Consider the following 23117-nt stretch of genomic DNA (forward strand, 5'->3'; position numbering starts at 1 on the left):
AGCATGTCTGATCCCGGCATTTTTCTAGACGGAATATTCAATATCGTCACACTATCCATGCTGCTCGCCGGCGTGATGACTGGGCTGGTCCTTGGCATCATACCGGGCGTTGGCGGCCTGTTCGGACTCGTCATGCTGGTGCCATTCACCTATCATCTCGATCCGTTCGCGGCCACCGCGCTGCTGCTCGGGGTCACTGCGGTGACTTCAATTTCCGATACGATACCCGCCGTCCTACTAGGCGTGCCCGGCACTGTCGCGGCGATCGCCACCGTGGAGGACGGGCATCCCCTCGCCAAACAGAACCAGGCAGAACGGGCATTGGGCGCCGCATTTTCGGCATCGATGATCGGCGGTATCTTCGGAGCGGTGGTCCTAGCGGCGGTCATCCCATTCCTGCGGCCGATCGTGACGACTATGCAGATGCCGGATTTCCTAGCCGTGTCACTGATGGGCATGCTCTTCGTCGCGCTAATATCGGGACGCGACAGTTTCAAGGGGCTGGCGTCTCTATGCATCGGTGTTTTGCTGGCCTTTATCGGACTCGACAATAACACCGGCGAGGAACGGTTCACCGGAGGACTGATCTATTTATGGGACGGGATGCCGCTGGAAATCTTGTTTCTCGGCATCTTCGGCTTTCCGGAAATCATCGATCTGCTACAGCGCGGCAGGATCAGCGAAGGCCCTCGCCGCCTAGCCGACAATATCGGCCTGCGTGCCGGCATCGGCGACACTCTGAGAAATTGGCGCTTAGTGTTTCAAAGCAGTTCGCTGGGCGCGGTGCTTGGCGCCATTCCGGGGGTCGGGGTGACCGTCATTGACTGGGTCGCATATGGGCTGGCGAAGAGGCAGAACCGCGACGAGCCAGAATTCGGCAAAGGTAACATCAAAGGTGTAATCGCCCCGGAAAGCGCCAACAACGCCAAGGAAGGCGGCTATCTCATTCCAACGATTGCGCTCGGCCTGCCGGGGTCGGTGACGATGACGATCTTGCTCGGCGCGTTCAACGTGCAAGGGCTTGTGCCCGGCCCGCAGATGCTCGGAGAAAATGTCGGCCTGATTTATGCGATGGTGTTCTTCATATGCGCGGCGAATATCGTCGGCACCGCGACCTGCATCGCCTTCGCGCGGCCCTTCGCCCGCATCGCCACCATCCCGACATATTACATATTCCCGGTGGCGACGGTCTTCCTCGTCCTGGGCGCCTTCTACCGTAATACCGACCCCAAGGACATTCTTGTCTTTGTCTTGGCTGGCGCGCTCGGCTACTACATGAAGCACAAGGGATGGTCGCGGGCTGCCCTATCCCTCGGCTTCGTGCTCGGCGCGAGTGTCGAGCGGTTCTTCTTTCTTTCGCTGCAGCTGCACCAAGGCTGGGATTTCTTTCGACCCACGGTCGTGATCGCGGCTGCTGCGGTGTTGACCGTCACGTTTTTCGGTGTGCGTAAGGCGCGAAGGATTCCGAACGAGGAGACGAGAGCACCGGACACAACAGCGGATTTTCTGGGCTATGTCGTACTGTTGTCCCTCGCCGGACTGATGACCTTCCACGCGACGGAGCTCAGTTTCGTGGCAGGACTGTTTCCGACCATTATGGGCGTGGCCACCATCCTCGCCGCAGCGACGCTGGTCGCGCGTTTCGCCCTCGACATGAAGACCCGCGGCGCAGCCGTGTGGCCATCGGGTACCGCGCAGGCGTTGTGGCGCGGCGTCCGCGTTCCGGCGTCGATGGCCGCCTATTGCGTTTCGTTCTTCGTACTCATCCTGGCATTTGGCCATCTGGCGGCGGTAGCGATCTACGTATTCGCGACGTTTATGCGGCATGCGCCAAAGAGGATCGTGTCGGCGCTGGTCCTCTCGCTTTGCGTCGCCACTGTGGCTTACGCGGTGTTCGACCACCTAGTGTCGGTTCCTTGGCCGGAGCCGTGGATAAAACAGATCGCGGAATTATTTTAGGAGAGCGCGGACAATGCCAACCGGCTAGCCGTGTTCCTTGAGAATTCGCGCTTTCTGGCGGTCCCAATCGCGCTTCTTGACTGTTTCACGCTTGTCGACGGTCTTCTTGCCCTTGGCGATGGCGACCGCCAGCTTGGCGCGGCCGCGGTCGTTGAAATAGAGCTTCAGCGGAACGAGGGTCATGCCCTCCCGGTCGGCCGCCTGCGCGAACTTCGCCATTTCCCGCTTGTGCAGCAGCAGTTTTCGGCGGCGGCGCGGCTCGTGATTGAAGCGGTTTGCCTCGAGATATTCCGGGATGTGGGAATTGATCAGCCAGATCTCGCCGCCTTCTTCCGAGACGTAGCTCTCGGCAATATTTGCTTCGCCATTGCGCAACGACTTGACCTCGGTGCCATGCAGCACGAGGCCCGCCTCAACCGTATCCTGGATATCGAAGTTGAACCGCGCTCTGCGGTTTTCGGCGACGACCTTGTTCGTCGGATCTGTCTTTTTTCTGGGTGCCATTTGCGAAAGGTGTGGTTTCGCCGGCTCAGTTCAAGAGACCGGCGTGCCGCATCGCCTCGTCGATGGCCTTCGCCGTCGATTCCTCGACCGGCACCATCGGCGAGCGCAGCCGGTTCTTAACCCGGCCCAGCCGCGAAAGTGCGTATTTGGACCCAGCCACGCCGGGCTCGATGAACAGCGCCTTGTGCAGCGGCATCAGCTTGTCCTGGAGTTCCAGCGCCTTGGCGTAGTCCCCTGCCTGGCAGGCCGCCTGAAATTCCGAACACAGCCGCGGGGCGACATTGGCCGTCACGGAAATGCAGCCGACGCCGCCATGGGCGTTGAAGCCGAGTGCGGAACCATCCTCGCCGGACAGCTGGATAAAATCATGCCCGCAGGTGATGCGCTGTTCGGAAACCCGCTCGACCTTGCCGGTCGCATCCTTGACGCCCCAGACATTGGGAAAGTCAGCCACGAGCCGCCCCATGGTCTGCGGCGTCATGTCGATGATCGAACGGCCGGGAATGTTGTAGATGATGATCGGGACGTCGATCGCCTGAGCGACAGCCGCGAAATGCTCGTAGAGACCGCGCTGGTTGGGCTTGTTGTAATAGGGCGTGACGACAAGCACCGCATCCGCGCCGGCGCTTTCGGCATGCATCGCCAGATCGACAGCTTCATGGGTGTTGTTGGACCCGGCACCCGCGATGATCGGGGCGCGGCCGGCAGACGCCTCGATGCAGACCTCGATAACGCTCTTGTGCTCGTCATGGCTCAGCGTCGGCGATTCGCCGGTCGTGCCGACCGGAACCAGGCACTTGGTGCCCTCCGTCACCTGCCAGTCCACCAGTGCACGAAACGACGCCTCGTCGAACGCGCCGGACGTATCGAACGGGGTAACCAGCGCGGTCATAGACCCGCGCAACGCCGAACGCTCAACCATAAAAACCCGTCTCCCGCATGCACTTGCGCGCTTTGCCGCGCATCTGTCTTGAAATTTCGGCGCACCATAGTCGGGCGGCCTGTCGGCGGCAAGCGCCGAGATCACGCCGATTTGTGCGCTTCTTCACTGTCCGTTCACCATAAACGGGTCATTGTTGTAGAATATCGGCAAGGAGGAACCGGAGCCGGGAAGAGCCATGCCATTGTCACGCCGCCCAGCCATATTCGCCGCAGTCGCAGGTCTGCATGCCGCCGTGATCGGAGCGCTGGTTCTCAGCGATTCGACGCCGGGGGTGGACCAGCGCACGACCGCCTCCATCGCGATGGACCGACCGGAAGAAGGCCCGGCACGAACACATCTCGTCGAAGCGCTCGAAGCGCTGGAGGGAGGTGACTTCGAAAGCCTTCGGAAATTGAGACGTAACCTTCCGGAAGACAGCCTCGACGGGCGGATCGTCGATTGGGTCGCCGCGTATTCCGGTCGCGCCGCGATCAGCTCGGATGAAATCGCGGCTACAATGCGTGCCCTCGAAGGCTGGCCGGACATGTCCCGGTTGCGCGCCAATTACGAGCGGGCGCTGGCTCGCGAAGACCATTCTCCGAAGGAAATCGCCGCAGCCTATACCGACAAGACGCCACAAACGCTGGCTGGCGCGATTTCCCTGGCCCGCGCCAGCATCGGCCTCGACGACGTCGAGGGCGCCCGCGCGGCGCTGCTGCCATGGTGGACGACCGAGCCGCTCGATGTGCGCAGCGAATTGCAGATTTTGTCCGAGTTCTCCGAAGTTCTGACAAAGGACGATCATCGCCGACGTTTCCTGGCGCTGATGTATCGAGATCGTATCCGGGCCGCCGAGCGAGTTGCGCAATCGGCCGGAATGACGCCGTTCCTCGATCCGTGGTCGGCGGCGATCCGCCTCCACAAGAATGCGCTCGAACTCCTCGACGAAGCCGACGAGAGCGTGCGCAATTCGCCGCATCTCCTCTTTGCGAAGATCAAATGGCTGCGCCGCAAGGAACGCGATGACGAAGCCGCCAAACTGCTGCTCGAATCACCGGTCGAGCCGGACGAACTGGTCGATCCGGATGAGTGGTGGACGGAACGGCGCATCGTCTCGCGCGACGCATTCGAGCACGGAAACCACGAGGCGGCCTACCGGATCGCCTCGATGCATCGCGGCGGCTCTGCGGAGACGCAGGTGGAAGCTGCGTTTCACGCCGGCTGGTACGCGCTGCGCGGCCTGAAGGACCCAAAGAAGGCCGCAGCCCATTTTGCCCTGATCGAAAATCTCTCCAGCGGCGCGATCTCGCGGGCCCGGGGTGCCTACTGGCTCGGCCGTGCCTATGAAGCGATGGAATCGCCGGAGGCGGAAACGCACTACAAGCGCGCGGCCGAATTGGAGATGACCTTTTATGGCCAACTCGCCCGCCAACGCCTCGGCCTTGACCTTTCCGGTATCAAGCGGCCTTCGGTGACACCCGACGACACCAGCCGCTTCCGCTCGACGGAACCTGTGGCGGCCATGCAAAGGCTGCAGGAGATCGGGCGTACCGATCTCGCCCGCAAGATGGCCTATGGTCTCGGCCGCAAACTCGAAAACACGCCGTCGGTCACGCAACTGGTTGCGCATTGGGAGAAGATGGAGGAGCGCTTCACTGCCCTGCGCATCGCCAAAGCCGCCCAGTGGCGTGGCGTCGAAACGGGAGCACTGACGCATCCCATCGGCGCAATTCCGGCCTCAACCCCGATCAAGCCTGAGGAAAGACCCCTCGCCTATGCCATCGCGCGTCAGGAAAGCGAGTTCAACGTCGCCGCAAGGTCGCGCGCGAACGCACTCGGATTGATGCAATTGCTGCCGGGGACGGCCAAGGAGGTCGCCCGACAGGCCGGACTTGCCTATCAGCCGTCACGTCTCAATTCGGACGGGGCCTACAACGCGACGCTGGGCACGGAATACCTGAAGCGCCAACTCGATCGCTTCGGCGGCTCCTATATCCTGACCTTCATCGCCTACAATGCCGGCCCCAGCCGCGTTGGCCAGTGGATCGAGCGTTTCGGCGACCCGCGCGGCAAGCCGCTGGACGAGGTGGTCGACTGGATCGAGCAAATCCCCTTCACGGAAACTCGCGGTTACGTGCAGCGCGTGATGGAAAACCTGCAAGTCTACAAGGCGCGCTTCGGCGAACCCACGGACATTGCAAGCGACCTCCGGTTCGGCTGGACAGATTGATTCCGGAAAATTTCGCAACCGGCTGAAAACCATAAACAATCCGCCTCGGCTCGCGCCTGGCCTCGAAACCTGTAGACAATCACTTCGCACAATGGTCATCAACGAAACGAAGCGTGGCAAGAGTGTCTTCTATTCCGCGCCCGACGGTCTGAAACTGCATGCGGTCGATTACGGCGTGCGAAACGTCGAGACACTGCCGGTCGTCTGTCTTGCCGGTCTTAGCCGAAACGCGCGGGATTTCGCCCGTCTCGCGGTTCATCTCGCGGAAGACGCTTCGCCCCAGCGCCGGGTCATCTGCTTCGACTATCGCGGCCGGGGATTGTCCGATCATGACAGCGACTGGACGCACTACAACATCCTGACGGAAGCCGAGGACGTGATTACCGGTCTCGAAAAATTCGGTATCGAGCAGGCAACACTCATCGGCACGTCGCGGGGCGGCCTGATTGCCATGGCGATCGCCGCGATGCGACCCGGGCTCCTGCGCGCCGTCATCCTGAACGATGTCGGCCCGGTCATCGGGATCGAGAGCCTGCTGGCCATTCGCACGATGCTCGCCGATCCGCCCGAACCGAAGGACTGGGCCGAAGCCATCGCGATCCAGAAGTCCCTTATGGGCAAGGCCTTTCCCGCGTTGACCGAAGAGGACTGGATCTACGAGGCGCATGCGAAGTTCAGGCAGATCGGAGACACGCTAGTGGCCGATCACGACCCGGCGCTCGGCAAAACGCTCGACGCCCTGGTACCCGGTGAGGAACTGCCGGCACTCTGGCCGCAATTCGACGCGTTACGCGATATCCCGGTGATGGTTCTTCGGGGAGAGAATTCCGGACTGCTGTCGCAAGAAACCGTCGATGAAATGGCGGCGCGCCATCCCCGACTGCAATGTGTCAATGTCGAAGGCCAAGGGCATGCGCCTCTGCTCCACACGGCAGGCTTGCCTCAAATGATTCAGCGTTTTCTGGATCAGGCCGGGACATAGCCCGCTCGATCAATTACGGCTCGCAGCAGTCAGCCTTCGGGCCGTTTCAGGTTTGCGAGAGAGCCAATGGCCTGTTCAGGCGGCGGTACGGCAGCAGGCCCCTTGCCGCGGCAGAGGACGGGATAGGTCGCGCGGAACACGGTATCGTCGATCTCGACATCGGGGTCGAAACAGGTGACGCGCCCTTCCCCATTCGCCCAGAGGCGATGCGGATCGATTGGATGCAGCCCGCGTCCGCCCGGCTTGATCTGGCGGCGAATCTCGAAATGCAGATGCAGGATTCCAGCCGCCAGCGCTCCCGTGCGGCCCAGCGTTCCGATCTGTTGCCCGCGAACCACAGTGTCTCCGACAGAGACCATCCGCTTGTCCAGATGCTTGTAAACCGTCTGGGTCCTGCGACCGGTGCCATCAATGCCGTGATCGATGACGACCTGATTTCCGTACATCGGCTCCACGTAGGAACGGGTCACGCGCCCGGATGCTGCGGCAAGAACCGGCGTACCGATCTTCGCGACGACATCTATACCTTCGTGACTGTAAGGCACGCCGTTGTCGGATCCGGGGATGTTGCCAATCCGGAATTCCTGACGGATCGACGGGGCGTTGGCCGGCATGGAGACCGCAATCCTGGCTTTCACGTCGCCCAGATACTTCGCCGCATCGCCGTACTCGGAGACGCAACCGGCGATAAGCATGGCTGACAAAACGACGGAACAAGCACCGAAAAAGTGTCTTGCATGCTTCATTCTTTCACTCCGCGGTCCGCGTACATATTTGTAGCTTGTTTTCTAACAATCTTCACCCTAGTCGAGCGCGCGACAGCAAAATCACTACCCATCTCGCGCCCGGGGCAGTATTGAAATTCCAACATCAAGCGGCGGACTTCACCTGTTCGGCCACTTCCTGGCGTTTGACCTTTCCGTTCTCACCACGCGGAACGGATGCCACGAGTTGAACCGACGCAATATCGTATGGCTGCCTTTTTGATTTCAGGTATTTATTCACCGCATCGGTATCGATTTCTCGGGAAGCCCTGACAAGCGCGATAATTACATCAAATCCGCCCGGCCCCGGCACGACGCCAACCGCCACATCCTCGATTTCCGGCATCTGAATAAGAGTATTTTCTATTCGTTCCGGGTCGAATTTGTTTCCACCGTAGTTGATTACGTTTTTCTTACGACCCGTAGTGACCAGGAATCCATTAGCGTCGATGTGTCCGACATCGCCGGGAGCGAACCACTCGTGGTCGACAATTTCGATACGCCTATTGTCGCGATAAAAGCCAAGCGGGCTGCCTGGAGGCGGCGTAATCCTGATCTCCCCCGTTTCGCCTGAAGGCAGCGTATTTCCAAACTCGTCCACGGCCTCTACGGTCATGCCGGTTACCGGTTTGCCGACGGCGCCGTCAATCGACGCTAATTCTTCGTAGGGCGATAAGGCGACAAGTCCGAGTTCGGTCAATCCATACGCCGGGATGAGGTGGTGGCACAGCTTTTCGTTAGCGGCTTCTAACATGCGAGGGGCACAATAGGATCCACCTGTATAGATGGAGTTGACCTTCTGAAAACGGCGGGGGGTTGTTTCAAGTGCGTTCAGCATTCCAACGAGTGAATATGGCGGCGCCGCCAAATATGTCGGCTGATAGAGTGCGATAGCGTCAAGTGCTTGCTCATGGGACAATGTGCCAGTCAAAACAACCTGACCGCCCTTTTTCCATGTTATAAGCATGTCAATGAAGCTGATCATCGTACCCGCAAGAAACAGCGACAGATAACGGACATCGCCATCGAAAAATACTTCATGCTCTTTTAGCTTAATCCGAAAGTCCAAGTTTGCACGGTTGGCATGAAAAAGCTTGTTGTTTCCCGTTGAGCCCGACGATGCGAACAGCGCGGCATACTGAGGGTTTTTCTCAGGCCGTTTCGGCGTGCCGCGCGGCTGTGTCCAATCGGAAGTCAATGGGACAACGCGTTTTGCGGGCATTGATTGGCCCCGCAATGACGTATCATCCGAAAGCAGAACATCAAGCTCGACATTATGGTTGGCGTAGACTGACGGGTCCTTGGGAAAAGCAATAGTCATCCCGGCGCGCATCAGACCACAGTACAACAACAATTCCATGTACGGATTGCCGCAGCGAACCCCGACAAGGCTGCCGGGAGCGATATTCGATGCTAACGCCAAGGCCGAGATGTTTCTGGTGGCGTGCGCGAAGGCGGCGTAACTCAAATATACGTTATGACCGATCAGTGCGAGCGAGCTCGGATTTCGCTTGGCGTGTTCCTCGATAGCCTTGAAAATATCGACCATTATTCCGTCACTTCCGCATCGGTTCCATTGTTTGACATGTCCAGTTTTTCTATCATTTTGCAGCGGGGTCCGAAACTATGTTCTCAAGTCAAGATCGACAAAGAGGGCTGCGGCGTAGCTCACGACCAAGGCCCTGTGCCCCTTTAGCTTCGGGACTTAAACCCTCATACATTCTGATCGTTACCGGCATTCATCGCGGATGAAACGTTGGGATCCGGCAGGCCTTCGTCGCACAGGAAACCGACCATTTGCCGCGGCCATTTTAAAAGTTTTCCATCATGTAAATCCGAACAGGAGCGGGTCTGGCCATGGCATGGCAAGCAGCAAATCAAATATTAGCCAAATCACCAAGGTTGCGCCTGCGGTGATAAAAAACGCCGCCTTTGTGGATGTTTTCGCCCGAAACTTCAGGTTTGCCAGCAGGAATCCGATTATTGATAAAAACCATCCAAAGCACAGGAAGCACACCAGGAACGCGCCAATATTGGCGAGATATCTGATGTGCCAACCGGGGACACAGATTGCATTGCGAAGCGGCACATCTTGAATCAGAGCAGTGCGCATCAAGCGCAAATCGTTAAGAAACAGGATCGCCGAGAGTGCAACGGAGACGGAGAATACGACGATCGGAAACAAAGACGCCCCGAGCGGCCAGTCCTTCGATGACATGAGACCGAACAATGAAAATGCCAACGCGCAAATGCTCATGAACATAGCCGGGACGGAGAAATTCGGTCGGTCATCGCCACCGCGTTGGCGAAGAGCTCTCAGCCATTCGGGCAGGTAGCGAAAAAAACTTGCGATCGCCAGCGCAAGTATGATCATGACGATGGGTCGTGTCAGCCATGACCAGCCGTAAATCGAATGGGAAATAAAGAAGTACCGCTCGACGCTCGGTCCCAGAATGAAGCCGAGTGCGAATGCCGGCTTTGACCATTTCGCCGCATCAAGAGCGAGTCCAATGATCCCGAATACAAAGAGCACGGCAAAATCGCCGGCATCCCTGCTCGCCTGAAACGCTCCAAGCACAACGAAAACAAGGACGACAGGAACAATAATACCCGATGAAACCAACGAAAGACGCGCGAAGTACGGACTCAGGCCAAGGCAAATCACGGTACCCATGATATTTGCCAGTCCTATTGAGAATACCATCACGACCGTCAGGTCGAGATGCTTAGTGAGCATGTCCGGACCGGGCACGATACCCTGAACCATGAGCGCGCCAAGCAGAATGGTCATGCTGGCACTACCAGGAATGCCGAAAGCAACAGTGGGTACCAGCGCGCCGCCTTCCTTGGCATTGTTTGCAGCTTCCGGCGCTATCACGCCGCGCACATCACCTTTGCCAAACTTGTGATCGCCTTTTACCGTGCGATTCGCGATGCCGTAGGCGATCCAGTCGATTATGGAGACGCCTATGCCAGGTATCGCACCGAGAATTGCACCTAAAGCGCTCATCCGAGCGACCAAGGGAAGATTAGAAAGCGTATCCCGAATACCGGCGAAGAGGCTGTTATTTGGCGACACAGGCAAATCGCTGTCCACAATCGACTTCGATTTCGACAGAACAAAAAGCTCTGGAATGCCGAACAAGCCCAAGAAAAGCGGCACCAGAGGAATCCCCTCCCAAAGATAGACGGTTCCGTATGTCCATCTGTCGGTAGCGGTTTGAGACGATAGACCTATTAGAGCCACGGCAAGTCCCGCGCATACGGAAAGCAGCCCGCGAAGAGGGTTAGCGGCCGATAGGGTCGCAACCATCGAAAGACCGAAAACTGCTATGGCAAACAGTTCTGGCGACGCGACGTTGCGAACGACAGGTTGCATGACCGGAATTGCAAGGGCCAGTGCGACGGCCCCTACGACGCCACCTATCATGGATGCGCTGAATGCTGCACCAAACGCGCGGCCGCTTTCGCCGTTGCGGGCCATCGCATGCCCGTCGATAACCGTGGCGGCCGATCCCACCGTACCTGGAACGCCAAAAAGGACCGCTGAAATTGTGTCGCTTGTCGTGGTCACCGATCCCATGCCGAGCAGAAGCGCAATAGCGGCATAGGCATCGAGATTGTAGGTGAACGGCACCAGCAGCGCCATTCCGATTATACCGCTCAGCCCCGGTATGACACCAATCACCAATCCGCATAATACGCCAATGAAGAGAAACATGAGCCGCGCGGGCTCGCTCAACTCAACGAATGCCGAAAAAAAAGCGTCGGCCAATCTCTTACACCGCTTCTATCGCGAATTGGCGGAGTGCCGGTTGAATCCCCACACCTTCAATCCGACCCTCCCCAATCACGACCGCAAGATGCGATCGCCTTTTCAGTCTCATACTTCGATGCGCTCTCGGAACGTCAACTCAACCCGAAAGCGCCCCAAACCGACCTATTCCAAAAGCTCGGTTGCCCGCTTCAGGGCCGCCTCATCGGATGCCTGAAGGTCCTCGACCATCTGTTGGATTTCATCGCCGGGAACCGCATCCACGTCCAGCCCGAGCGACGCAGCCTCAGCGAGAAACTCTGAATCTTCTGTCATCTTCGTAAAGGCCTGGCGAAGTGTATCCGCAACTTCCGGATCCGTTGATGGCGGAGCGACAAAGGCGCGATAGAAGCGCAGCGGCGCAAGAACCAGCGCGGCAGCTTTCTTGTCCAAGTCAGACTCAATCATGTCGTAGAAGAGCGGAAGATCGGGAAGATCCTTGTTTTTCGTCAAACCGATCTGGCCGATCCGGTTAAACTTGTTCTCCTCCGGCGAGCCTTTCAGCGAAGACCATGAATAGCCGCAGCGCGCTTGCAACTCGTCCTGCTCCATCGCGAGCATGATTTCCGGGCCGCCAGGATAGCCGGTGACGATCCTGAAATTCGCGCCAAACAGATTTTTCAACAATGCGGGGAACTGATAAGTCGTCGCACCCCGGTCGGTTGCACCGACAATGAAATCCTTCGAGAGGAAATCCTCCACAGTGGAGACGCCCGACTGCTTCGTCATGACGCAGACGGATGTCTCGTTGGCGAGGCTGCCGATCCAGACCAGCTCGGTCGGATCGAAGCGCGCGCCCTTCTCGTCGAAAAGCGGAAACGTCGACATGGACGAATTCACCAATGCGATAAGGGAGCCGTCATTTGCGTCGCTGGCAACGGTCGTCAGTGTCAATTTCAGGCTGCCGCCTCCTGGCTGATTCTGGACAACAAAATCCGGGTTGCCCGGCAGATATTTGCCAAGATGGCGCGCAACCAGCCGACCGAACGTGTCATAGCCGCCGCCGGCGCTGTATCCGACGCGAAGTTCCACCGTATCAGCGCTGAATTCCGCTGCCATGGCGGAAATCGGAGACATTACAATCGCAGATACGAATGCACACGCGGCCATCAATGCTGACCTAAGCGGCCATGCGCAAAGCGCATTCCCTTTAAGACATAGAGACATGGGTATTCCTCCCTTTTGTTTAATGTTTGGCAGGCGATTTAATCTGCTCGAGCACCGCTCGCCTGTCGATCTTTCCGTTCGTGTTACGTGGTATGGAAGAAACGCGACGGATCGAATCGATCCGATAAATCTGACGGTTTTTCTCAAGGAACTGATTCAGCTGCTCCAGCTGAATGGGACCGCTCGACTTGACCAATGCTACGATCACGTCATATCCCGAAGCACTGCGAAATGGTCCGACGGCAACGTCCTCGATCCCGTCAATACGGATCAAAGCCGATTCGACACGTTCAGGATCGACCTTGTTACCGCCCATATTTATGACGCTGCTCTTCCGTCCGGATATGATCAGATTGTTTTTCTCGTCGACACGACCAATATCGCCCGGATAAAACCAGCCGTCCTTTAGCGGAGAGATCAACTCGCCGGAGCTAAAATAGCTCAGCGGACTTTCGGCAGGCGGCTTGACGCGAAGTTCGCCGGTTTCGCCTTGTGGAAGCGGCGCTCCGGAGTCATCCACCGTCTCAACCGCCAAGCCCGCCATGATTGCGCCGACTGCGCCATCGATACCGGCAATATCTTCCAGTTCGGCGAAAGCTATCCGGCCAGTTTCCGTCGCACCGTAGGACGTAATCACGTGCGAGGCGAGAAGCTCCTTTGCACTCGCACGCACCTGCGGTGAACAATAGGCTCCAGCTACCCTTAGGTAGTCGATTTTCCGTAATTTGCGCGGATTTGTCTTCAATCCCTCCAGTAGCGACACGAGGGTATAAGGCGGCGTGTTGACATAGGTCGGCTGGAAGACCGTAATCGCATCCAGCGTTTGGGCTGGAGGCATCGCGTCAAGGCGAACAACCTGACCGCCTTTTACGAGAGTAATGACAGCGTCGAGAAAACTTGTCATCGAATTCGGCTGGGAGAGCGTCATGAAGCGCATGTCCTCGTGGAACCACGGCTCCCCCGATTTCACATCTACGCGATAATCTATGTTCTCACGCGATGCAAAAAGAAGCTTGCTGGCGCCGGTCGAACCGGAAGATGCGAATATCAATCCATAATCGGTCGGTTCTATCTTCCGATTGGAGAATTCGTGCGGCTGCACCCAATCCGGCGTCAAGGGAATATGGCGTCGGGCAGCGACATCCTTACCACCATGCGTGCTTCCGTCGGTGAGTAGAACATCCAGCACGACGCCATGTTCGGCATATGTCGATTTGTTACCCGCGATACCTACCCTCATACCGGCGCGCATCAGGCCGAGATTTGTCAGGATTTCCACATTGGGATTTCTGCAGCGGACGCCCACAAGGCTTCCAGGCGAGATATTCATTGTCAACGCCCTGGTTGCGATATTCCTGATGCCATCCGAAAGGCCGGAATAGTTCAGTGACGCAGCGGGGCTTATAAATGCATAACTACCGGGCGTATGTTTTGCGTGGCGGTCGATAGCATCGAATATGTCTGTCATGGCGGAGCTACAATTATCGGCTGGCAGGAGTGCTGGCTTTCCCTAGCATTCCTTGGCGTGACGCGGAATGATTCCCTTTGGATATTTTCAGGCCAAGCCATCTATCCGAACAGATTTCCTGAAGCCTTACCGATCCGCACCAAAAAGCAAGATTCGCAATCTCACTCCTGAAATCAACTATCCGCATCCAAACGAAAAAACCCGGCGGTTGCCCGCCGGGTTCGTCTTACAAGGCATGCACGCGAGGCTTAGAAGGAAGCCTGGAAGCGCAGGAAGTTGCTCCAACCGGTGGCATTTTCCGGATCGCCGGTGTTGCCGTCGTCGAAATCCCAATACTGGACGCTTGCCTTCACTGCGAGATTCGCAGCCAGAGCGTAGTCGAGCGTCACGCCGGCCTTCCACATCGTGTCTTCCGGATCGCCATCGCCAGTATTGTACCACGAACGGTACGAGAAGCCGGGAGTGACCGTCAGCTTGTCGCTAACGGCAGCGGCGTAGGACACTTCAGCGACCCAATGCAGAGCACCGCCATCATCCGGGCTCGTCGCGCTCCCAGTGTACATGTTGACGTTGTTTTCAGCCCAGGTACCGCGAGCCTGAAGCGTACCCATGCCAACATCGGCAGAGATACGGCCGACCACACCGCCGCCAGAGGCTCCGAAGTCATAGAAGCCGGTCACGGTTGCCGCAATAGCGCCGCTCGTGAAGCCGAGCTGGCCCGTCGCACCGAACTTGGCGCCATCTTCGCTATCCCAGACGAGACCATCGTAAGCATCGATCGACGCACCGAAGCTGATGGCACCGGCAGTGCCGGAATACTGGATCGAATGGAACTTGTTGGTCAGACCGTTGGAGTCGGTTTCACCGTTGATGCCGTTGTCCAGGAAGCCACCGAAGTAACCCATGGTCAGGCCGGCGAACGACAGCTTGACGACGTCGAGGTCAACATCGCTGCCACCAGGAGTTTCGAACTCGAGGTAGGTTTCGATCGGGCCGATTTCGCTGTCGGTCCAGGACGAAAGAGCGAACTGGCCAGTCGATGAGAAGCCCATCTTGGCTGCATCTTCGTCCGTGATACCCCAATCGGAGTCAGCACCGTCCATGCCGCCGTCATCAGACCAATGGCTGATCTGGAAACGTGCCCAGCCCGAAATCTTCAGGCAGGTTTCGGAACCCGGAATGTAGAAGTAACCGGCACCGGCCGCGTCGCAGACGCGAACGTATTCGACCATTTCCGGTTCCGGGATGATCACAGCGTCGGCAGCGCGAGCGCCGGAGACAGCGACGAGAGCCGCTGCGGAGCCGAGGAGAAGGCTCTTGATTTTCATTGTCTGACCTCCAGTCAAAGTTAAAAACGGGTCTGGGTATTTAGCTGAAGGACAGCGACCTGTCCCATCCCCTGGTTCGAAAGAAGCACACTTTCATGTCCAACTCTCGCAACGATAAATACCGAAAGCAGAATCCGGCGCAACAGCCCAAGGCCTTGAAAATGCGGGCCGGCACATCTTCCCTAGGGTGATGTTGCAGAAATGACACGGCTTTCGCAGGCGCATCCGCGCAAAAGCGCCGGAATCCCGACAAACCCTAACAAACAGATAATTTGTCAGACGAAAAAGTTCGAAAACGATTCGATTCGAAACGGCAGTCGAGCGACGAGGCGATCAAAGATGCCTCTTTATTAATGCCGCAGATGACGCCTCTCTTTCGTTCGCCCTTTGATAATGAAGAAATCAGATCGGGCACAATCGACATCGAGAGGCATTAACAGAATGCCGAGCGGATTGTCGCCACCAGTTGGCGCAGGAGCCTCAATCTAGATTCAAAGAGCGCATTCCCTCCGGACCGAGTCCCGGATTCGGGCCGATTCGGCAAACTTGCAAAGATCTACCGGCGTGGAAGCCAGCGCCCTCAAAGGCGCGAACCGTCCATCGGAATGGCAAGATCTCATTACAAGACCTCGCAATCGGCCAATTCTGTGTCTTTCGGGCAACAGCGCATCTCAAACCTTCGAAAATCCAAAATTTGCAGACCGAAACAGCTTGCCCCGCAATCCTGAGGAGAGTGTATTACGCTCCGGGATGGGCGAAGTTCGTCGATCTTTCAACCATGGGGTGAAGTTGTTAATGCCGGTTTGGGGGCAACCCGTCTGATAGAGCATTGGCACCTTTGATCCGTCGAAACTTTGACTGGAGGTCAGACAATGAAAATCAAGAGCCTACTTCTCGGCTCCGCAGCGGCCCTCGTCGCTGTCTCCGGCGCTCGCGCTGCCGACGCCGTGATCATTCCGGAACCGGAGATGGTCGAATACGTCCGCGTCTGCGACGCGGCCGGTGCCGGCTACTTCTACATTCCGGGTTCCGAAACCTGCCTGAAGATCGCAGGCTGGGCCCGTTTCCAGATTAACCATACGTCGGACTCTTTTGATAATGGCGCTCTGGACGGATGGGGCACGACCGCGGAAGATGCCGGCAAGATCGGCTTCGCTTCGACCGGCCAGTTCAACATCTCGTCCTGGACCGACAGCGAGATCGGCCCGATCGAAACCTATGTCGAGTTCGAAACTCCCGGTGGCAGCGATGTTGACCTCGACGTCGTGAAGCTCTCGTTCGCTGGCCTGACCATGGGTTACTTCGGTGGCTTCTTGGACAACGGCATCAACGGCGAAACCGACTCCAACGGCCTGACCAACAAGTTCAACTCGATCCAGTATTCCGGCACTGCCGGTGCGATCAGCTTCGGTGCGTCGATCGACCAGAGCGCGGATCTCGGCAATGTGTGGGACAGTGAAGATGGGGCCAAGTTCGGTGTGACCGGCATGCTCGGCTTCTCATCGGGTGCCATCTCAGCGACCGTGGTCGGTTACTACGATCTCGGCACGGAATTGGGCGGCGTCGTCGTTCGCGGTTCGGCCGATATCGGGCCGGGCGCACTGCAGGGCCGCTTCACCTGGAACCAGGGCGGCAACGTGGCCGGTACGGGAACGTCCATGTACGCCACCGCGACGTCGGACAGCCCTGATCCGGGCGACGATGGTCACCTGCATTGGGTCGCCGAGGCGTCCTATGCGGCCCAGGTCAGCGACAAGTTGACCGTTACTCCGGGCTTCTCCTGGAGGCAGTGGCGCAACGACGAGTTCGGCAGCGAATCTGACGACCGCATGTGGAAAGCCGGCGTCACGCTCGATTACGCTCTGGCAGCCAACCTCGCGGTCAAGGCGAGCGTCCAGTACTGGGATTTCCGCGACGCTAATCGCTCTGCCGTTCCGGGCGGACTTGACGACGCCACGGGCTGGAGCAATTTCCTTCGCTTCCAGGCTTCGTTCTAATCGTCTGACGCAAGTCAGTTGATGAAAACCCGGCGGGCAACCGCCGGGTTTTTTTTGCGCGCTTCATACAGTCGACGCGATTGGAGCCCTGTCTACGGAATCGGCGTGACACGCACCTTTCCCCGCGCTAGTCTCCAAACAGCTCACGGGTTTCGGCCCGGTCCGTCAGTGGGAGAGCGCCGAAAGGCCGCCGAAGGGGAAATCGCCCGAAATCTCTCAGGCAAAAAGAACCGCTGACTGATCAAGGCACTCTGGAAAGTCGGGGCAAATGCCCCGCGCCGAAGGTGTAAGTGTTCCCGACAGAGTTCCGGGAATGCGAGTCTCTCAGGCTTCCGACAGAGGGGCACATCCCGCCATCGCCGATGGCCGGGTCGTGCTGACTGACGGAAAGGGTGCCGATGACCGAGAGCGATTCGCCGAAACAACTGCCACTTCACACGCTGCATGAGCGCGCGGGCGCGAAATTCGGCCCGTTCGCCGGATGGTCCATGCCCCTCTCCTATCCGCTTGGCGTGATGAAGGAGCATCTGCACACGCGGACCCATGCCGGATTGTTCGACATCTCCCATATGCGGCTTTTTGAGGTGGCCGGCACCGACGCCGCAGCGTTCATTGCCCAAATCTGTCCGGTGGAGGCCGGCTCACACCCCATCGGGGCGAGCAAATATACCTTCCTGCTCAACACCGACGCAGGAATCCTCGACGACCTGATCGTCACCCGCCTTGCCGACGACCGCTTCATGATTGTCGCCAATGCGGCGCGTGCCGAAGCGGACGAAGCCTGGATGCGCGATGCGCTCCAGGACATGAATGCGACGATCGAAGCACTCGACCGGGTTTTTCTGGCGCTACAGGGGCCGGACGCGGCGCAGGTCATGACCGATTCCGGCTTCGACATCGCCGGAATGTCCTTCATGAGCGGGATGGAGCCGCGGCCCGGCTGGTTTCTGACGCGCTCCGGCTACACCGGCGAGGACGGTTTCGAGATCGCCCTGCCCCATGACCGGGCCGAAGCCTTCGCCGACAATCTCGTCATGGACGAACGCGTCGAATGGATCGGCCTTGCCGCGCGCGACAGCCTGCGCCTCGAGGCCGGTCTTTGCCTCTACGGAAACGATCTCGACGAATCGACCGACCCGATCAGCGCGGGACTGACTTGGGCTGTTCCGAAAAGCCTGCGCGAGGGTGGCTCCTATATCGGCGCCGAACGGCTGGCGGAAATCCACGCCTCCGGCCCGGAAGAAAAGCGCGTCGGGCTGCAAGCCGAGGGCCGGCAACCGGTGCGCGCCGGAGCAATTCTGACCGACAGCGACGGCAAACCCGCCGGACGCGTCACCTCGGGCGGGTTCGGCCCTTCCGTCGAGCACCCCGTCGCCATGGGATATGTGCGCACAGATCTCGCTCAGCCCGGCTCCGAGGTTACCGCTGATGTCCGCGGACGGCAGGTGCCGATGCGTGTGACCAAACTTCCCTTCATCGTCAAACGCAGCCAAAAAGGATGAACCCTTGAGCACCACCTATTACACCGAAGACCACGAGTGGATCCGCGTCGAAAACGGCGTGGCGACCGTCGGCATCACCGAACATGCCCAGGAGCAACTCGGCGACCTCGTCTTCGTCGAACTGCCCTCGCCCGGAGCCAGTGTCTCGAAAGGTGACGCGCTGGTGGTGGTCGAATCGGTCAAGGCGGCATCGGATGTCTACGCGCCGGTGGATGGCGAGGTGAAGAGCGTCAACGAGGCGCTGACGTCCGAGCCCGGTCTTATCAATTCGGCTGCGGAGGCCGATGGCTGGCTGTGGACGATGAGCATCGCCGACGAAAGCCAGCTCGAAGGCCTGATGGACGCCGACGCCTACAAGAACTCGCTGGACTGAGGATCGCCATGAACGCCGTGACAAGCGCATTCGACCGCCGTCATATCGGCCTGTCCGAGGCGGATATCCGCGCCATGCTGACGAAGATCGGCATACCGTCCGTTGAGACGCTGATTTCCGAAACCGTGCCGGCCGCTATCCGGCTCGATCGCCCGCTCGACCTGCCGGAGCCCGCGAGCGAGGCGCAGGCGCTCGGCGAATTGCAAGCCATGATGGCACGCAACACGGTGATGAAGAGCTTCATCGGCCAAGGCTATCACGGATGCCACGTGCCGCCGGTGATCCAGCGCAACCTGTTCGAGAATCCGGCCTGGTACACGGCCTATACGCCTTACCAGCCGGAAATCAGCCAGGGACGGCTGGAACTCCTGTTTCATTTCCAGACGCTTGTGGCGGAATTGACCGGCCTGCCCGTCGCATCCGCCTCGCTGCTGGACGAGGCGACGGCGGTGACGGAAGCCGTCGGCGTGGCGTTGCGCCATCATCGCGACAAGCGGCGCGAGATCGTCTTTGTCGGCGAACCGCATCCGCAGACACTCGATGTCGTCCGGACTCGTTGCCACGCGCTTGGCATGACCATCGCAGATGAGATCGGCGGGAACACCGCAGCCGTGGTCGCCTCATGGCCGGATACAAAAGGTGTGTATGGCAATCACACAGACACGATTTCGCGCGCGAAGGATGCCGGCGCGTTGATCGTCGCCGTCGCCGATCCGCTGGCGCTGACGCTGCTCGAAACACCCGCGTCATGGGGCGCGGATATCGCGGTCGGCTCGATGCAGCGTTTTGGCGTGCCGCTCGGCTATGGCGGGCCGCATGCCGGCTATATGGCGGTGTCGGATGCGCTGACACGGCTGTTGCCCGGCCGTCTGGTCGGCGAATCGGTTGATGCCATGGGCCGGCCGGCCTACCGCCTGGCCTTGCAGACCCGCGAACAGCACATCCGCCGCGACAAGGCGACCTCCAATATCTGCACCGCGCAGGCGCTGCTCGCCAACATGGCGGCGGCCTATGCGATCTGGCACGGGCCGAAAGGACTGCGCGCCATTGCAGAGCAAGTGCACGGGTTGGCGGCGCGCTTCGCGGCAGCCGCCGGCGTGACGGGCACCAGGTTCTTCGACAGCGTTACCGTCCGGGCTCCGGGCCAGGCGAAGGATATCGCAAAGGAAGCAGAAGCCGGCGGCAGACTGATGCGCGTGATCGATGAAGACACGGTCTCGGTCACCTTCGACGAGACCTCGACCGACGCCGATCTTGACGCGCTGGCAGGGCTTTTTGACAAGAAACTGCCGGATTCCGCATCGGAAGCGCTGCCCCCGCGACGAGACGAAGCTCACCTCCTCACCCAGCCGGTCTTCCATGAAAACCGGTCGGAAACGGAGATGATGCGCTTCCTGCGGCGGCTCGCAGACAAGGATCTGGCGCTCGACCGGGCCATGATCCCGCTCGGCTCCTGTACGATGAAGCTGAACGCGGCCGCGGAAATGCTGCCGGTGAGCTGGAACGAAGTGGCCAATCTGCATCCCTTTGCACCGAAGGCGCATGCGGAAGGCTATCATGCGATGTTCGCCGATCTGGAGAGCTGGCTCGCGGAGATCACAGGGCTCGACGCGGTTTCGCTACAACCCAATGCCGGTAGCCAGGGCGAATATGCGGGCCTTCTTGCAATCCGGCGCTACCATGAATCGCGCGGGGACGATCAGCGCACCGTCTGCCTGATCCCCTCCTCCGCGCATGGAACGAACCCGGCATCCGCCCATGTCGCCGGGCTCGACGTTGTCGTCGTCAAATGCACGGATACCGGCGATGTCGATATCGGCGACCTGACGGAGAAGGCCGAAGCCAATGCGGACAGGCTCGCGGGACTGATGATCACCTATCCGTCGACGCACGGCGTTTTCGAGGAAGGTATCCGCGAAATCTGCGATATCGTCCATCAACACGGCGGACAGGTCTATCTGGACGGGGCCAATCTGAATGCGCTCGTGGGGCTGGCGCGGCTCGGCGATTTCGGCGCCGACGTCTGCCACATGAATTTGCACAAGACCTTCTGTATTCCGCATGGCGGCGGCGGACCGGGCATTGGTCCGATCGGGGTCAAGGCGCATCTCGCTCCGTTCCTGCCGGGACATGTCTCTGAGGGAACCGACAATGCGGTGGCCGCAGCGGCTTACGGCAGCGCTTCGATCCTGCCGATCACATGGATGTATATCCGCATGATGGGCGCGCAGGGACTGAAGCGGGCGTCGGAAATGGCGATCCTTTCGGCCAACTATATCGCGACGCAGCTCGAACCGCATTATCCCATTCTCTACAAGGGCCGGAAGAACCGTGTCGCGCATGAATGCATCGTCGACACGCGCATCTTCAAACACACGGCAAGCGTCACGGTGGAAGACATCGCCAAGCGCCTGATCGATTACGGCTTTCACGCGCCGACCATGTCCTGGCCCGTCGCCGGGACACTGATGGTCGAGCCGACGGAATCCGAACCGAAGGCGGAGCTGGACCGGTTCTGCGACGCGATGATCTCGATTGCGGGCGAAGCCGAGCGGGTCATGCAGGGAGACTGGCCGCGCAGCGACAATCCGCTCGTCAACGCGCCGCACACCGCCGACGATGTGCTGGCCGATGACTGGGCTCATCCCTACCCGCGCAAACTGGCGGCGACACCCGGTGGCGATACGGCGGCCTCGAAATACTGGCCGCCGGTCGCACGCGTCGACAATGTACATGGCGACCGACATTTGGTGTGCACCTGCCCGCCGGTCGAAAGCTACGCAGCCAGCGGCTGAGGCGAAAGGTAGCGGCAAGCAGGCTTGTCCCGGCGCATCACCAACCGCATATGCGCCGGGAAGGAGAAACGCGATGACGCAACCAGCCGACAAGAACCGTGCCATGCTGCTGGGCGCAGGCATTCTGGGGATCGGCGGCGTTGCGGCGGCCGCGGCAAGCGCGCATGCGGCGAGTGATCCGCGCCTGCTCGGTTCGGTCGCTCTCGTCTGTATCGCTCACGCGCCAGCGATGCTGGCGCTCGGACTGTCCGGCCGAAAAGACCTTATTCTCCGGCTCGCCGGCCTGCTGCTCTTTGCCGGCGCGGCTCTTTTTTCCGCGGATATCGCCATGCGGGCCTTTGCCGGCGACCGGCTTTTCGCCATGGCCGCGCCAAGCGGTGGTATCGCGATGATGGCGGGTTGGCTCGCTGTCGCGGTTTCGGCGTTCACCCCATCTCGGGAAGCATGACGCCTGCCCCTGTCAGTTCTGGTTTCTGAACAGCTTCGTCTTTCCGAACATCGACTCGAGTTCCTCGATACGATCCTTGGACTCCTCCCACCTCGCCGCCTGAACGTCGGCGATCAGAGCCTCGACAAGCAACATGATGGCGATGGTCGAGTCCCAGCTCGACGGCGCCTCAACGAGCGCATGGAAGCAATGATCGGCAAGACGGCTGATCGGCGATCCCCACTGGTCCGTGAACAGGACAATGCTGCAGTCTCGATCGCGCGCCAGCCGCGCCAGCTTGAGCATGTCCGATTCGTATCGGCGGATATCGAACAGGACGAGCACCGCCGTGTCGTCGATATCGAGCAGATATTGCGGCCACACATTCGGTGACTGGCTGAGCAGCGTCACGTTCGCGCGAATGATCTGAAGGTGATTGAAGAAATAGTCCGCGTTTGACCGCGTGATACGGCCGCCCGCCAGATAGACGTGGCGTTTCGGGTCGGCGAGGATCGAGACGACCGCGTCGAACGCCTCGGGGTTGAGACGTTGCAGCGTGTTTCGAATATTCGAGGAGACGGAGTCGGCGAACTGGTTGAGCGTGTGTTCGTCCGAGACATTGGCGCGCCCCGCGTCGCGCCGCGAAATCGGCTCCTTGATCTGCGCGGCGATTTCCTCTCGGATCGCGCCCTGCATGTCCGGAAAGCCATCGAAGCCGAGTTTTCGCGCCGTTCGGATCACGGTCGGCGTCGAAACGCCTGCCATTCGCGCCACCTCGGTGATCGATCCAAGGCCGGAAACCGGGTAATCCTGCAACAACACGCTGACCAGCTGACGCTCGGATGGCGTCAGTGTTTCCATGCGCTCCTGTATGCGCATTTTCAC

Annotated in this window: 17 protein-coding genes and 1 riboswitch; of the genes, 8 read left to right on the forward strand and 9 right to left on the reverse strand. The window is 59.4% G+C overall.

What is annotated here, in order from left to right; genetic code table 11:
• The first annotated feature begins 3 nt into the window (after positions 1–3).
• Positions 4–1959 carry a tripartite tricarboxylate transporter permease gene (locus tag ACQK2M_RS17790; protein ID WP_425418883.1) on the forward strand — a complete coding sequence of 652 codons (1956 nt, stop codon included), beginning with the start codon at positions 4–6 and terminating at the stop codon, positions 1957–1959.
• A 24-nt stretch (positions 1960–1983) separates the two neighbouring features.
• Here the strand turns inward: ACQK2M_RS17790 and smpB are convergent, their stop codons facing one another.
• Entirely contained in the window at positions 1984–2463 is a 480-nt protein-coding gene (smpB, locus tag ACQK2M_RS17795; RefSeq protein WP_425418884.1) for an SsrA-binding protein SmpB, read from the reverse strand.
• Positions 2464–2488: 25 nt separating this feature from the next.
• Positions 2489–3385 (reverse strand): 4-hydroxy-tetrahydrodipicolinate synthase, encoded by an 897-nt coding sequence (gene dapA / locus ACQK2M_RS17800; protein ID WP_425418885.1) that lies wholly within the window; start codon positions 3383–3385, stop codon positions 2489–2491.
• Between the two features lie 196 nt (positions 3386–3581).
• Between dapA and ACQK2M_RS17805 the strand changes: the two genes are divergently transcribed.
• Both ACQK2M_RS17805 and ACQK2M_RS17810 read left to right on the forward strand, forming a co-directional pair.
• Entirely contained in the window at positions 3582–5615 is a 2034-nt protein-coding gene (locus ACQK2M_RS17805; RefSeq protein WP_425418886.1) for a transglycosylase SLT domain-containing protein, read from the forward strand.
• A gap of 91 nt (positions 5616–5706) precedes the next feature.
• Positions 5707–6597: an alpha/beta fold hydrolase gene (locus tag ACQK2M_RS17810; RefSeq protein ID WP_425418887.1), complete on the forward strand. Its 891-nt coding sequence runs from the start codon at positions 5707–5709 to the stop codon at positions 6595–6597.
• A gap of 29 nt (positions 6598–6626) precedes the next feature.
• On the opposite strand, the gene ACQK2M_RS17815 is transcribed toward ACQK2M_RS17810, so the two are convergent.
• The 6 genes from ACQK2M_RS17815 to ACQK2M_RS17840 all read right to left on the reverse strand — a co-directional run bounded on the left by ACQK2M_RS17815 (position 6627) and on the right by ACQK2M_RS17840 (position 15138).
• Complete coding sequence (locus tag ACQK2M_RS17815) at positions 6627–7343, reverse strand: M23 family metallopeptidase (protein WP_425418888.1); 717 nt, start codon at positions 7341–7343, stop codon at positions 6627–6629.
• A gap of 124 nt (positions 7344–7467) precedes the next feature.
• Positions 7468–8910, reverse strand: a complete 1443-nt coding sequence (locus tag ACQK2M_RS17820; protein WP_425418889.1) for a class I adenylate-forming enzyme family protein — start codon at positions 8908–8910, stop codon at positions 7468–7470.
• Positions 8911–9186: 276 nt separating this feature from the next.
• Positions 9187–11136 (reverse strand): tripartite tricarboxylate transporter permease, encoded by a 1950-nt coding sequence (locus ACQK2M_RS17825; RefSeq protein WP_425418890.1) that lies wholly within the window; start codon positions 11134–11136, stop codon positions 9187–9189.
• A 165-nt stretch (positions 11137–11301) separates the two neighbouring features.
• Entirely contained in the window at positions 11302–12234 is a 933-nt protein-coding gene (locus ACQK2M_RS17830) for a Bug family tripartite tricarboxylate transporter substrate binding protein (RefSeq protein ID WP_425418891.1), read from the reverse strand.
• A gap of 127 nt (positions 12235–12361) precedes the next feature.
• Positions 12362–13810, reverse strand: a complete 1449-nt coding sequence (locus tag ACQK2M_RS17835) for a class I adenylate-forming enzyme family protein (RefSeq protein ID WP_425418892.1) — start codon at positions 13808–13810, stop codon at positions 12362–12364.
• Between the two features lie 248 nt (positions 13811–14058).
• Positions 14059–15138 carry a porin gene (locus ACQK2M_RS17840; protein ID WP_425418893.1) on the reverse strand — a complete coding sequence of 360 codons (1080 nt, stop codon included), beginning with the start codon at positions 15136–15138 and terminating at the stop codon, positions 14059–14061.
• Between the two features lie 872 nt (positions 15139–16010).
• On the opposite strand from ACQK2M_RS17840, the gene ACQK2M_RS17845 reads away from it, so the two are divergent.
• The 5 genes from ACQK2M_RS17845 (at position 16011) to ACQK2M_RS17865 (ending at position 22253) form a co-directional block, all read left to right on the forward strand.
• Positions 16011–17135 carry a porin gene (locus tag ACQK2M_RS17845; protein ID WP_425418894.1) on the forward strand — a complete coding sequence of 375 codons (1125 nt, stop codon included), beginning with the start codon at positions 16011–16013 and terminating at the stop codon, positions 17133–17135.
• Positions 17136–17294: 159 nt separating this feature from the next.
• Positions 17295–17378: riboswitch (glycine riboswitch) on the forward strand.
• A 155-nt stretch (positions 17379–17533) separates the two neighbouring features.
• Complete coding sequence (gcvT, locus tag ACQK2M_RS17850; RefSeq protein ID WP_425418895.1) at positions 17534–18637, forward strand: glycine cleavage system aminomethyltransferase GcvT; 1104 nt, start codon at positions 17534–17536, stop codon at positions 18635–18637.
• Positions 18638–18641: 4 nt separating this feature from the next.
• The gene (gcvH, locus tag ACQK2M_RS17855) at positions 18642–19010 is read left to right on the forward strand and encodes a glycine cleavage system protein GcvH (protein ID WP_223476993.1); all 369 of its coding nucleotides are present in this window, start codon (positions 18642–18644) and stop codon (positions 19008–19010) included.
• An 8-nt stretch (positions 19011–19018) separates the two neighbouring features.
• Positions 19019–21805, forward strand: coding sequence for an aminomethyl-transferring glycine dehydrogenase (gene gcvP / locus ACQK2M_RS17860; protein ID WP_425418896.1), 2787 nt, complete (start codon positions 19019–19021; stop codon positions 21803–21805).
• A 73-nt stretch (positions 21806–21878) separates the two neighbouring features.
• Positions 21879–22253: a DUF423 domain-containing protein gene (locus tag ACQK2M_RS17865; protein WP_425418897.1), complete on the forward strand. Its 375-nt coding sequence runs from the start codon at positions 21879–21881 to the stop codon at positions 22251–22253.
• Positions 22254–22265: 12 nt separating this feature from the next.
• Here ACQK2M_RS17865 and ACQK2M_RS17870 read toward each other — a convergent pair whose 3' ends face one another.
• Positions 22266–23111: a MurR/RpiR family transcriptional regulator gene (locus tag ACQK2M_RS17870; RefSeq protein WP_223477277.1), complete on the reverse strand. Its 846-nt coding sequence runs from the start codon at positions 23109–23111 to the stop codon at positions 22266–22268.
• Between the last annotated feature and the right edge of the window lie 6 nt (positions 23112–23117).

This window comes from Oricola indica, from assembly GCF_965227485.1.
GTDB lineage: Bacteria > Pseudomonadota > Alphaproteobacteria > Rhizobiales > Rhizobiaceae > Oricola > Oricola indica.